12 protein-coding genes are annotated in these 12,664 nt (G+C 68.7%); 3 read left to right on the forward strand and 9 right to left on the reverse strand.

The window, feature by feature from the left end; translation table 11 throughout:
- Positions 1 to 13: 13 nt before the first annotated feature.
- A complete protein-coding gene (locus BAMB_RS01130) occupies positions 14 to 820 on the reverse strand; it encodes a Mut7-C RNAse domain-containing protein (protein WP_011655732.1) in 807 nt (268 codons plus the stop codon).
- Positions 821 to 917: 97 nt separating this feature from the next.
- On the opposite strand from BAMB_RS01130, the gene BAMB_RS01135 reads away from it, so the two are divergent.
- Together BAMB_RS01135 and BAMB_RS01140 are read left to right on the forward strand one after the other, a co-directional pair.
- A complete protein-coding gene (locus tag BAMB_RS01135) occupies positions 918 to 1,787 on the forward strand; it encodes an NAD(P)-dependent oxidoreductase (RefSeq protein ID WP_006757899.1) in 870 nt (289 codons plus the stop codon).
- A gap of 71 nt (positions 1,788 to 1,858) precedes the next feature.
- Positions 1,859 to 2,494 carry a LysE family translocator gene (locus BAMB_RS01140; protein WP_011655733.1) on the forward strand — a complete coding sequence of 212 codons (636 nt, stop codon included), beginning with the start codon at positions 1,859 to 1,861 and terminating at the stop codon, positions 2,492 to 2,494.
- 71 nt (positions 2,495 to 2,565) lie between these two features.
- On the opposite strand, the gene BAMB_RS01145 is transcribed toward BAMB_RS01140, so the two are convergent.
- The gene (locus BAMB_RS01145; protein WP_011655734.1) at positions 2,566 to 3,843 is read right to left on the reverse strand and encodes an MFS transporter; all 1,278 of its coding nucleotides are present in this window, start codon (positions 3,841 to 3,843) and stop codon (positions 2,566 to 2,568) included.
- A gap of 97 nt (positions 3,844 to 3,940) precedes the next feature.
- Between BAMB_RS01145 and BAMB_RS01150 the strand changes: the two genes are divergently transcribed.
- The gene (locus BAMB_RS01150) at positions 3,941 to 4,861 is read left to right on the forward strand and encodes a LysR family transcriptional regulator (protein ID WP_011655735.1); all 921 of its coding nucleotides are present in this window, start codon (positions 3,941 to 3,943) and stop codon (positions 4,859 to 4,861) included.
- 213 nt (positions 4,862 to 5,074) lie between these two features.
- Here BAMB_RS01150 and BAMB_RS01155 read toward each other — a convergent pair whose 3' ends face one another.
- From BAMB_RS01155 to BAMB_RS01185, 7 genes are all read right to left on the reverse strand, one after another.
- A complete protein-coding gene (locus BAMB_RS01155; RefSeq protein ID WP_011655736.1) occupies positions 5,075 to 5,908 on the reverse strand; it encodes an OmpW/AlkL family protein in 834 nt (277 codons plus the stop codon).
- A 16-nt stretch (positions 5,909 to 5,924) separates the two neighbouring features.
- On the reverse strand, positions 5,925 to 7,166 hold the full coding sequence (locus tag BAMB_RS01160; protein ID WP_011655737.1) for a DUF2957 domain-containing protein: 1,242 nt from the start codon (positions 7,164 to 7,166) through the stop codon (positions 5,925 to 5,927).
- Between the two features lie 154 nt (positions 7,167 to 7,320).
- A complete protein-coding gene (locus BAMB_RS01165) occupies positions 7,321 to 8,754 on the reverse strand; it encodes a DUF2957 domain-containing protein (protein ID WP_011655738.1) in 1,434 nt (477 codons plus the stop codon).
- A 429-nt stretch (positions 8,755 to 9,183) separates the two neighbouring features.
- Complete coding sequence (gene argC / locus BAMB_RS01170) at positions 9,184 to 10,134, reverse strand: N-acetyl-gamma-glutamyl-phosphate reductase (RefSeq protein ID WP_011655739.1); 951 nt, start codon at positions 10,132 to 10,134, stop codon at positions 9,184 to 9,186.
- 200 nt (positions 10,135 to 10,334) lie between these two features.
- Positions 10,335 to 10,907, reverse strand: coding sequence for a flavodoxin family protein (locus tag BAMB_RS01175; RefSeq protein WP_011655740.1), 573 nt, complete (start codon positions 10,905 to 10,907; stop codon positions 10,335 to 10,337).
- 215 nt (positions 10,908 to 11,122) lie between these two features.
- Positions 11,123 to 11,725: a YbhB/YbcL family Raf kinase inhibitor-like protein gene (locus BAMB_RS01180; protein ID WP_011655741.1), complete on the reverse strand. Its 603-nt coding sequence runs from the start codon at positions 11,723 to 11,725 to the stop codon at positions 11,123 to 11,125.
- 240 nt (positions 11,726 to 11,965) lie between these two features.
- Complete coding sequence (locus BAMB_RS01185; protein ID WP_006752465.1) at positions 11,966 to 12,652, reverse strand: orotate phosphoribosyltransferase; 687 nt, start codon at positions 12,650 to 12,652, stop codon at positions 11,966 to 11,968.
- Positions 12,653 to 12,664 lie beyond the last annotated feature (12 nt).

The raw sequence follows: 12,664 nt of genomic DNA on the forward strand, positions 1-12,664 counted from the left end.
TGCGGGGTTTTTTTTACGCGTCCGCCGCGTCCGGCGCATCTGCCGCGTTCGCCGCGCTCGCCGCGTCCGCCGCCTCCGGCGCGACGGGCGGCAGCGCGCGCATCGCGTCGACCACCGCGCGCATGCGCCGCCAGTGCGACCCTTCCCAGAACACGCGCCGGCACACGTCGCACGCGGCAAAGCGCCGGTGCCGCTGGCGCACGCCGGCCGGCACGCGCGGCGCGGCGTCCGCCGCATCGAGCGCGTGCAGCGGCGCGTTGCAGCGCAGGCACAGCCGGAACGGGCGCATGTGCGGCGCGAGGTCGAGCCGCGCGAACAGCTCGTGCAGCTGCGCGTCCGGCTGCTGCGCGTGCAGGTAGCAGCCGCGAACGACCGCGCGGCGCTTCAGCAGCTCGCGGTCGCGGGTCAGCACGATCCGGCCTTCGCGCGCGGCGAGCGCGACGAGTTCGTCGTCGCGGTAGTGGTTGTCGTAGCAGGTGTCGAAGCCGGCGAGGCGTAGCAACTGCGCGAGGCCGCCGAGATGCGCGTCGGCGATGAAGCGCCAGCTCTCCGGTTGCGGCTGCACCGGCGATTCGATGGCCGGCCGCGCGCGTTCCGGATGGATGTCGACCCGGTCGCCGTCGCCAAGCGGCCGGTCGAGTGCGGCCGGCGCGCCGTTCACGCAGAGCCGGCCGATTTCCGTATGCGGGACGCCGAGCGCCTCGACCGCGTGCTTGACCGTCGCATCGCGCGCAAACACGTGCGCGAACGCGCACCCGCGCTGAGCGCGTGCGAGAAACGCGTTCAGTTCGCCGTGGAAGCGGAAGGTCGCGGTCGCCATGCGCGCAGTATCGCACCGCGCGCGGCCGGTGGCGGGGGGCTGCAGGCCGCCGCCATCTGTGTTTAACTCCCCGCTTCACGGGTCGAAGGAGCGGGAAATGGATCTTGGATTTATCGGACTGGGCGAAATGGGGCAGGCGATCGCGACGAACCTGCTGAAGGCCGGGCACGCCGTGCGGGTCTGGAACCGGTCGCGCGAGCGCGCCGAGCCGCTCGCCGCGTTGGGCGCACAGATCGTCGATACGCCGGCCGATGCGTTTCGCGGCGATGCCGTGTTCTCGATGCTCGCCGACGATGCGGCCGCGCGCGAAGTATTCGACGACGCGCTGCTCGCCGACGCGCCGCGCGGCCTGATCCACGTGAACATGGCGACGGTGTCGGTCGCGCTCGCCGAATCGCTCGCGCACGCCCACGCGTCGCGCGGCCTCCAGTACGTCGCCGCGCCCGTGATGGGGCGCCCGGACGTCGCGGCCGCCGCCCGCCTGACGATCATGGCCGGCGGCCCGGCCGAGGCGATCGACCGCGTGCAGCCGCTGTTCGACGCGATCGGCCAGAAGACCTGGCGGTTCGGCTCGCTGCCGCAGCACGCGAACGTCGCGAAGATCGCGGCGAACTTCACGCTCGCGTCGGCGATCGAGACGCTCGGCGAGGCGTCCGCGCTGCTCGGTGCGCACGGCGTCGCGATGCGCGATTTCCTCGACGTGATCACGAATAGCGTGTTCCCGGGGCCGGTCTACGAAGGCTACGGCGGGATGATCGCCGAGCGCAGCTACGAACCCGCGCGTTTCAAGGCGCGCCTCGGGCTGAAGGACGTGCGGCTCGCGCTGCAGGCCGGCGACGCGGTGTCGGTGCCGCTGCCGGTGGCGAGCGTCGTGCGCGACAGCCTGCTCGATGCGCTCGCGCACGGCGGCGGCGAACAGGACTTCGCGGTGCTCGGCGAAGTCGCGCTGCGCCGCGCGGGCCGCTGAGCCGACGCGCGACAGCAACGCCGTGCACGCGGCATAATCGACATTTCGTTTCTCTTTCGGTCGGGGCGGTCATGAACCTGCATACGTGGTGGCTTTTCGTGGCGACGGTGTTCGTCGTGTCGGCGATTCCGGGTCCGAACATGCTGCTCGTGATGACGCACGGCGCGCGGCACGGGCTGCGCCGCTCGTCGGCGACGATGGCCGGCTGCCTGAGCGCGCTGGTGCTGATGCTGGCGGTGTCCGCGGCGGGGCTCGGGGCGGTCCTCGAGGCATGGCCGGCGATGTTCGATGGATTGCGCCTCGCGGGCGCGGCCTATCTGATCTATCTCGGCGTGAAGGCGTGGCGCGCCCGCATCGACGACGCGCCGGCCGGCGACGTCGACGCCGTTTCGCAGGGCGCATCGGCATCGCGCTGGACGCTGTTCCGCAATGGTTTCCTGGTCGCGGGCAGCAACCCGAAGGCGATCCTGTTCGCGGCCGCGCTGCTGCCGCAGTTCATCAATGCCGCCGAGCCGACGCTGCCGCAATTCGGCATCCTCGTCGTCACGTTCGCGGTGATCGAGGTGAGCTGGTATCTCGTCTACGCGTCGTTCGGCACGCGCATCGGCGCGACGCTGAAGAGCCAGAGCGTCGCGAAGGTCTTCAACCGTCTGACGGGCGGCATCTTCGTCGGCTTCGGCGCGATGATGGCGCTGGTTCGCCACTGATTCCGGCCGCGCGGCCCGCCGCACGCCCCGCACCTCGTCAGAGGGCGGGGCGTTTTCACATCGGGAGCGCGTCACGCGCGCGGCCGCACGGTGATGCCGCTGCGGCGCCCGGCCGACACGCCGAACGCGGCGGCCGCGCCCGCGAACGCGAAGCCGACACCGCACACGGCGCTCCACCCGCCCCACGCCCACGCGCTGCCCGCGAGCGCGGCGCCCAGCGCGCCGCCGACGAAGAACAGCCCGACGAACAGCCCGTTCAGCCGCCCGCGCGCGGCCGGGTTCAGCAAATTGATTTCCCGGCGGCCGATCGTCTGGTCGACGATCACGCCCGCATCGAGCAGCGCTGCGCCGCCGGCCAGCAGCGCCAGCGCGACGTCGCGATGCGCGTGCGCATCGAAGCCGAACCAGCCGGCGCCGGCGATGCCGAGCACGCCGAGCGCCGCGAGCATCGTCACGTGGGCGAGGCGCTGCGCGGCCGGGCCATGGCCCCGATCGCCGGCGCGGCCGGCCAGCGGCGTGACGATCGCGCCGCTTGCGCCGGCGAACGCGAACAGCGCGATCCCGTGCAGGTCGAGGCCGAACGGCGGCTGCGCGAGCCGCAGCCCGACGGCGGTCCAGAACGCGCTGAACGCGGCCATCGCGAGCGCGGCCGACAGCGCATGCCGGCGCAGCACCGGTTCGTCGGCCAGCAGGCGGCCCATCGAGGCGAGCAGCGCGCGATAGCCGGCCGTCGCCGACGGCACGCGCGGCGGCAAGCGCAGTGCGAGCACCGCCGCGATCGCCGCGTTCGCGAGCGCGGCCAGCGCGTAGAACGCGCGCCAGCCGGCCGTGCCCGCGATCAGGCTCGCGAGCGGCCGCGACAGCAGGATGCCGAGCATCAGCCCGCTCATCACGTTGCCGACCGCGCGCCCGCGCTGCGCTTCGGGCGCCATCGACGCGGCCATCGGCACCAGCATCTGGATCACGCTCGACGCGGCGCCGGCGGCCAGCGTCGCGAGCAGGAACACGATGCCGGACCGCGTGAAGGCCGGCAGCGCGAGCGCGGCCGCGCAGGCGACGAGCGTCGCGACGATCAGGCGGCGGTTCTCGAGCAGATCGACGAGCGGCACCAGCAGCACGAGGCCGGCCGCGTAGCCGAGCTGCGGCAGCATCGCGACGAGCCCGGTGAGGCCGGGCGGCAGCCGCAGGTCGGCGCTGATCGGGCCGGTCAGCGGCTGCGCGGCGAACAGGTCCATCACGATCACGCCGACCGTCGCGGCGAAGAAGAGCGTCATGCCCGCGCTCAGCGCGGGCGGTGCGCCGAGCGCGGAGCGACCGGCGGCGGGGTGGGAGTCGGCAGGGCAGTTCATCGGAAGCCTGGGGAGTAGAGCGAAGGAATCTCCATCGTAGGTGGCCGATGTTTATGCGACAATTGAAATATGTCTAACATGATTATGCGAGTTTGCTTTGAATACGCGTGATCTCCAGGCGTTCGTCGCGGTCGTCGACAGCGGGTCGATGGTCGCCGCCGCCGCGAAGCTTCATCTGACGCAGCCGGGGCTCACGCGGCGCGTGCAGAACCTCGAGACGCTACTGGGCATCCCGCTGCTCGAGCGCCAGAGCAAGCCGCTGAAGCCGACCGCCGCCGGGCGCGACGTCTATGCGCTCGCGCGCAACGTGCTGGGCGCGGTCGACGAATTGATGGCGGCCGGCGCACCGGACAGCGAGCCGTCCGGCGAACTGCGCATCGGCGTGCCGCCGTTCCTGTCCGAGCTGGCGCTCGAGCAGCCGATCGACCGGCTGCGCGACGCGTTTCCGCGGCTCACGCTGCGCGTGACGGCCGGCTGGTCGCCGGCGCTCGTGCAGGGCATCGAGCGCGGCACGCTCGATGTCGCGACGGTGATGGCGCCGGCCGGCGCGGCGCTGCCCGACGCGCTGACGGCCACGCTGCTCGGCACGCAGCCGACGGTGCTCGTCGCCGCGCGCGATTTCCCGCTGCCGGACGGCCCGCTGTCGCTCGACGTGCTGTCGCGTTTCCCGTGGGTACTGAGCCAGGACGGCTGCGGGATGCGTTCGGCGCTCAGCCGCGCGCTCGGCGCGGCCGGGCTGCCGTTCGACGTCGCGGTCGAGGCGTTCGGCTCGGAGTTGCAGCTGTCGCTCGTCGCGCGCGGCGCCGGCATCGGCATCGCGCCGCCGAACGCGCTGGCGCGCAGCGCGCATCGCGACGCGCTGAGGGTGGTGGAAACGGCAGGGCTGGAGACGCGGATCAACGTGTGGGTCGTGCACGGCGCGCTGCCGGGCCGCCTGACGCGGCCGGTCGCGCTGCTGCGCGACGCACTGACGGACGTGCTCGACAGGGAGATCAGGAAGGGGTCGGAGTCGAACTAGCGATCTAGAGTGCGCATTCGAGGGAAAATCCTGATTTTCTCCACGGAAATGTTGCAATGCGGAAATCGATTCGCTATAGTTACACCTGTCTCCTCCATGTCTCCTCTGATATGGATTCAGCCCGCCTCTTAGGCGGGCTTTTTTTTGCCCGCGATTTTGCCGCGGGCTATCCATTCATCCATTCCCGTTCCTGCGTCCCTTCCGTCGCCGGCGTCAGAACTTGTACGTCATCCCGACATAGCTGATGATCGGATCGGCCTTCAGGTCCGATTTCGACTCGGAGAGCACCGTGCCGTCGGCCGCCTTGATCGTCACCGTCGACGTCGTCTTCAGCGGGATGTAGGTCACCGACGCGACCAGCCCGAAATGCTCGGTGATGTTGTACTGCAGGCCTGCGTTGAACACCGGCTGCCATGACGACGATGCCTTCGCCTCCACCGAGGTCGTACCCGGCTTGCCCGCGCCCGCCGCGAGAATCGCGCCGAGGTTGTCCTGCGTCTGCTTGATGAAGTTCGTGTTGAGCTGCAGGTCGCTGAACCAGTTGTACGACACGCCGAGGCCGAGGAACGGCCGGAACTTCGCGTTCGCCTGGGCGAAGTAGTACTGCAGGATCAACGCCGGGCTCCACTGCCGCACGCTCTTCACGATCGGGTTCACCGAGCCGAGCCCGATGTTCTGCGTGCCGAGCGCGCCGGCCGGGCCCGGCGGCCGGATCGTCCCCTGGCCCGATACCTTGAACACCGGTGGTACGCCGGCCACCGACGTGACCGCGATATGGTCGGTCAGGAAGTGACTGACCGTCAGGCCGACGGTATCGGCGCCGCTCGTGCGCAGCCCGGTGCCCGGTGACGTGAACGACGGCGGCAGCCGCAGCGGCGTGTTGATCGGCGTCGGCGCGACGTTGGTCGTCATCGGCGTGCTGCTCTGCTGCGGCATCACGTGGAACCAGCCCAGCGTGACGACGTTGCTGCCGGCGCTCTGCGCGTGCGCCGCGAGCGGCGCCAGGGCGGCGGCGCCGGCCGCCGCGCAGAGAAGGGTCTTCTTCATCACGGCTTGCCTCCGCTTACTGGACGAACGCGCCGATCGTGAAATACGGCGTCGAACCCGCGTTGTCGAGGAAACCGAACACGCCACCCGTGAAGATGAACTTGCCGGTCGGCGACGTGCTGCCCGAACCCGTATGGATCGTCGTGACCGTGCCCGGCACCTTCTGCGTGTAGTCCAGGTCGAGCGGCGTCGCGAGCGAGGCCTGCGACGGCTGGAACGGATCCAGCAGCGTGGCCTGGTTGTTGATCAGCGCGGTGGTCCGGTAGTCGAACCGGCTGTCGACGCCGATGTACTCGCCGTTCTGCGAGCCGGCCGCGACCGCGGTCTGCGGCGCGAGGATCGAGATGCTCGATTCGTCGTCGGCGGTCAGGCCCGGCACGCCGTTGCTGTCGGGCGTCGGGTTCGGGTTCGCGACACCGGTGCGCACGAGGATCGGCACCAGCTGGTTGCGCAGCTTGCCGACGATCATGAAGCCCTTGCCCTGCGGCGTCGCCGACAGCGTCGGCTTCAGCTGGCTCGCGTAGTTGTTCGTCTGGAACGCGCCGCTGCCGTCGGCCGACTGCACGAAGTTCGTGCCCTGCTGCGTGCATGCGCCGCCGGCGAACTGGCCGGTCGTATCGCACTTGGTCCACGTGCCGTCCGCGTTGATCGTCACCTTCGCGTCGATCGACGCCGGCGCGAAATTCTGCGACGGCACTTCGCCGAAGCCGACGTGGCTGTATGTGCCCGCAACCTTCGTGATGTCGGTCTCGATCGACGAGAAGCCGATGAACGGGTAGTACGGGAATTTCGTGTCGGGCACGGCCGCCTGGCCGAGCACGCCGGCGAACTGGATTTCCTTGCCGGGGATCGTGCCACCCGCGACGCCGAAGCCGACGAAGATGCGCGCCGGACGCGACGCATCGAGGCTCGCGCCGTTCAGGCGGAATGCGCACTGGTTGAGCTTGTTGGTCGGCAGCATCGTTTCCTGCGTGAGCGTGCCGCTGTCGACGGTGCCCGCGCGGGTCGGCGTGACGGTGCCGGTCGTTCGCGGCACCGGTGATTCGACATAGGTGACCTGCCAGGTCATCTTGGTCGTGTCGAGCTGCACCTTGGCCAGTTCGCCGCTGCCGGCGCCGCCCGTGTAGACGGTGTTGTAGTCGAGCGACGCGGGGCAGAGCCGGTCTTCGACGAGCGGGGGCGGATTGTCGCTGCCGCCGCCGCAGGCGGAAAGAAGGGGGGCGGCAAAGGCCGCCGCCAGAATGAGGTTGCGCTTCATGTTGCTCCTCCAGATTTGTCTTGTCCGGCGGCCAGCTCCCTGTCGACCGCTTCTATTGCTTGTGCTCGTGCTGCCCGCGCCGTGCCGGGCGCCGTCGCTTCGTGCCTTCCCTGCATCCCGCGGCGGCGAACCGGCCGCCGCCGCGTCCCCATCGTTACTTGCTGATCTGCGCACCCACGCCGAAGTACGGTGTCGACGACGTGCTCGAGTTCGCCGACGTCGGCGTGACGCCGCCGTTCACCGTGCCCTGGATCAGCGCCGCGTACAGTCCGCCCGTCGCGATCACGACGCCTGTTGCCGACGGGTAGGTCGCCCCGCTCGGCGGCTTGGTCGTCGCGTTCAGCAGGCCCGGCGTCGTCTGGCCGTAGTCGAGCGTGAAGCCGTCTTCTTCCGCCTGCGTGGTCGGGTTGATGAACGACGCGTTGCTGCCACGGATCAGCGCGGCCGTGTACTTGAAGTTCGAGTCCGCACCCGCGTAGCCGCCGTCGATCGCGCCCGACTGGATCGCGCTCGCCGCGCCGAGCACCGCGATGCCCGATTCGTCGTCGACCTTCGCATCGGCATGCAGTGCGAGGTCGGTGCCCAGATAAACGGAGCCCGTGCGGACCACCACCGGCACGGTCGCGCCGTTGAGCTGGCCGATGACCATGTGCGCGGTCGCCGACTTGCCGGTCGCACCGATCAGCGGCAGTTGCGTCTGCGGCAGGATCTGCGGTGCCTTCGTGCTGTCGAGATAGCCGCCGTTCGCGGTGTTGACGGTCCACGGATCGCCGGTCGTCTGGCAGCCGCCCGAACTCGTCGACGTACACGCGCCGTTTGCATCGAACGTCTCGCTCGAATTCGTGCCCTTCGTCGCGTAGTTGCCCGACGGCACGAGGTGGTAGAGCAGCGCGTTGTACGTGCCGGGCAGCTTCGTGAGGTCGGTCGTCGTGTTCGCGAAGCCGAGGAACGGATAGAAGTCGAAGTGGCGGTTCGGCACCTGGCCGACGTTCTTGAAGACCGGGAGGCCGACCACGCTGATCGTCAGCCCGTCGTACTGGACCGTCGCGCCGGGGATGCCGCCGCCCGCGACACCCATGCCGACCAGCAGCATCGGCGGGTTCGCATGGTTGAAGTCGGCGGCCGTCGAATAGGTCGAGCCGTTCGGTGCTTTACCCGAACCCGGCGTGAGGACGAACGCGCAGCGCGTCTGCTCCGCGGTCGGCAGCGCGCCGGTCGGCGGGTGGATGACCTTGCCGGTGATCGTGGTGCCGGCGCGGGTCGGCGTGACCGTGCCGGTCGCGAGCGGAATCGGCGATTCGAGCCACTTCAGCGTGTAGGTCATCGCGACCGCGTCGATGTTGACGCTGACGATCTCGCCGCTACCGGCGCCGCCGAGGTACGTGCTCTTCACGATGTCGGCATCGGCCGGGCACAGCGAGCCGTTGACGGGCTGCGACGGCGGCGGCCCTTGCGTGCCGCAGTCCGATCCGGAACATTGGGGGGTGTTGATCGGCGCGGGCGAGCCGCCGTCCCCTCCACCACAGGCAATCAGGAAAGGTGCGATGGCAAAGGCCGTTGCCACCCCCTTCGATAAGGCGTGCGACATGCCGCTGTCTCCAATCGTTTAATTGTGCGAGCTAATGTCGCTGCGCGGATTTTTGCTGTCAATTGATGAACTCGTCTAAAAAAGGCGATTGAAACAAAGCGGGCGTTAGGAATCCTTGCAGGCTGGCGATTTCAGTAAGAATTAAAACGCGCGGAGGGCGCTAGAGTGCCGCTGAAGTTGGGCGATTGCCACGCACGGGCGGCTCGCGGAGCCTTCCCGCGTATAACGGAAGCGTTTAAAGCGAGGGTATCTGGTTTATCCCTATTCGGGATTGACAGGAGAAAAGGAGAGCGAAATTAATTCACCGGTAATCGCGCAATGGAAAGCTTGTAAATATTTGTAAATGCGCGAGCCGGATTTTATATATTGCCTGCGACGCATAAATAAAAAGCCGGCCAGCGGCCGGCTTTGCATCGCGTGCAAGCGGGATCAGCGGTTGAGGCCCGCGTCCTCGGCGGCGCCGATGTTCAGGTTCATGCACTGGATCGCGGCGCCCGATGCGCCCTTGCCCAGATTGTCGAGGCGCGCGACCGTGACGAAGCGCTCTGCGTTGCCGAACACGAACAGGTCGACGCGGTTCGTGTCGTTGTTCGCCTGCACGTCGAAGAAGCCGCTGTCGAGATTCGCGTCCGCGTTGAACGGCGCGACGCGCACGAACGGTTCGTCCGCGTAGTACTCGGCGAACACGCGCTGCACGTCCTGCGGCGTCGCGCGTTTCGCGAGCTGTTCGGGCGTGAAGTAGGTCGTCACGGCGAGGCCCTTCAGGAACGGCCCGACGATCGGCGTGAAGATCGGTGCATGCGCGAGGCCCGTGTGCGCGGCCATTTCCGGCAGGTGCTTGTGCGCCAGCGCGAGCGCATACGGACGCGGGCTCGCGAGCTTGCCGCCCGGCGCCGCGCTTTCGTATTCGGCGATCATCGACTTGCCGCCGCCGCTGTAGCCGGTGATCGAGTAGCTGTGCGCGGCGAAGGTCGGCGCGACGATGCCCGCGTCGACGAGCGGACGCATCGCGAGCACGAAAGCAGATGCGTGGCAGCCCGGCACGGCGATGCGCTTCGACGTGCGAATCTTCTCGCGCTGCGCGCGGGTCAGCTCCGGCAGGCCGTATGCCCAGTCGGCGCTCGTGCGGAACGCGGTGCTCGCGTCGATCAGCGTCGTGTCCGGGTTCTCGACCAGCGATGCCGATTCGCGCGATGCGACGTCCGGCAGGCACAGGAACGTGACGTCCGACGCGTTGATGAGACGGCGGCGCTCGTCGACGTCCTTGCGCTTCGCTTCTTCGATGCGCAGGATCTCGATGTCGTTGCGCGCCGACAGGTATTCAAAGATCTTGAGGCCCGTCGTACCTTCCTGGCCGTCGACAAAAACTTTGGTGCTCATTTCGTTCTCGCTGAATGAAACGGGAGCCGCGGCGCCCTGAAACCGCCATTTTAAGACGTCATCCGGCGGACCTGCACCGCACGGGGCGAAAAAAGACGGCCCGCGGGCCGTCTTGCGTCCCTTTCACGCGCGTGCGCCGCGCCGCCCCCGAACCGCGAACCCGCGACCCGCGGCGCGAGCGGCCGGACGCCCGGGCGCGTTCAGCGGCCGCCGGCCAGCCAGCGGGTCGTCGCTTCGGCGACGCGCGCGCCGAACGCCTTCGCGGTCTCGAGGTCGCCGGGCAGCGGGCCCTCGTCGGGCGTCGCGTCCGCGGGCGACTGCGCGAGCAGGCCCGTGAAGCCGCCGACGTAGTTGATGTCGTTGCGCGTGGCCGCCTTCGAGTTGGCCGGCATCATGCCCGTGCCGACCCACACCATCCCATGTTGCATCGCCAGCGTGACGAAATACTGAATCGTCGAGAACTTGTCACCGTTCATCGTCGCGGAGTTCGTGAAGCCCGCGGCGATCTTGTCCTTCCATTTCTGCGTGAACCACGGTTTCGACGTGGCATCGGCGAACTGCTTGAACTGCGCGGACGGGCCGCCCATGTAGGTCGGCGCGCCGAAGACGATCGCGTCCGCCGCGTCGAGCGCGGCCCAGCCCGCGTCGTCGAGTTCGCCGACGGCGATCAGGCGTGCGGTGGCGCCGGCATCCTGCGCGCCCGCATGGACGGCCTCGGCCAGTTTCTGCGTGTGACCGTAGCCGCTGTGATAGACGATGACGATGTTCGACATGAAGCGTTCTCCGGAAGGGGGCGAAAGGGCAGGCGTCGTGGCCTGCCGCGACACGCGCCGCACTCGGGCGGCGCGACCGATGCACGGCGGGATGCCGCGAGCGGTGCAGCGGAGTCTAGCAAGCCGAAATGACGGGAGAAAAGCGTGCGTCGCACGCACGGGATTTCGCAGACGCGGGCCATCGCGACGCCGGCCCTGTGGCCGTGCGCGACCGCTTACTGCCCGTAATTGACCGTGAGCCGGGCGGTGCCGATCGTCAGCGTGCCGATCTCGTGCTCGAACATCGGGGCGGGGCGGCCTTGCGCGACGCGCAGGTCGGTGCCCTTCAGCGCATGGACGGTGATCACGTAGCGGTGCGGCTTGCCGGGCGGCGGGCACGGGCCGCCGTAGCCGTCGATCCCGAAGTCGTTGCGCGCCTCGCTCGCGCCGATGCGCCGCAGGAAGCCCGACGCGCTCGCATCGGCCGGCACGCTCGTGACGCTCGCCGGGATGCCGGTGACGGCCCAGTGCCACCAGCCGTGCCCCGGCGCATCGGGATCGAAGATCGTGATCGCATAGCTGCGCGTGCCGGGCGGCGGATTGTGCCAGCTGAGCTGCGGCGAGCGGTTCTCGCCCTTGCAGTCGCCGCGGTCGAACACGTTCGCGGCGGGCACGCGCCCGCCGGGCGTCAGCGCGTCGCTCGACACGGTGAACGGGCCTTCCGCCCGCGTGGGCAGGGCGGCGAACGCAGCGCACGCGGCAGCGCAGAGAACGGCGACGATGAACGGAGACGGACGACCCGGGCACGCAGGCGAAGTGATCCGGCGATCCACACGCATATGGCGCTTCTCCCGTCACGTGAACCGGATCGATGCTCCCGGCATTGTTGGCGTTGTGCGTTGCCTGCGCAGCTAATGGAGGCGATGGATCAAGTCTAGCATTAGGGTTCGATGAACGATGCATGCCATTGCCCGCAATCGGGCGCGGCGTGATGCGGATCGACGGACGAAAAAAAAGCCGCTCGCGATCAGGCGAGCGGCTCTTTCAGCCAGGGTGCCGGCCTGCGGGCCGGCGCGGCGTCATTCCTTCGGGGCCGTGGCACCGCCGTGCGCGGCCGACCACTCGGCCGGCGCGTGCAGGAACTTCTCGACTTCGTCGAGCGTCTTGGTCTCGAAGTAGCCCGATGCCTTCGCGACGCGCAGCACGTCCCACCAGGTCGCCAGCGCGTGCAGGTCGACGTCGATGTCCTTCAGGACCGACACGCTTTCCTTGAAGATGTTGTAGTGGAACAGCACGAAGCAGTGGTTCACCGTCGCGCCCGCAGTGCGCAGCGCGTTGACGAAGTTGATCTTGCTGCGGCTGTCGGTCGTCAGGTCTTCCACCAGCAGCACGCGCGAGCCTTCTTCCAGATGACCCTCGATCTGCGCGTTGCGGCCGAAACCCTTCGGCTTTTTGCGCACGTACTGCATCGGCACCATCATGCGATCCGCGAGCCATGCCGCGAACGGGATGCCGGCCGTCTCGCCGCCCGCCACCGAGTCGATCTGCTCGAAGCCGACGTCGCGCATGATCGTCGTTTCCGCCATTTCCATCAGCGCACGACGCACGCGCGGATACGAGATCAGCTTGCGGCAGTCGATGTAGACGGGGCTTGCCCAGCCGGACGTGAAGATGAACGGTTTTTCGGCGTTGAAGTGCACCGCCTGCACTTCGAGCAGGATTTTGGCGGTCGTATCCGAGATCGACTGACGATCGTAGCCTGTCATGGGCATTCCTTG

The organism is Burkholderia ambifaria AMMD (assembly GCF_000203915.1).
Lineage (GTDB): Bacteria > Pseudomonadota > Gammaproteobacteria > Burkholderiales > Burkholderiaceae > Burkholderia > Burkholderia ambifaria.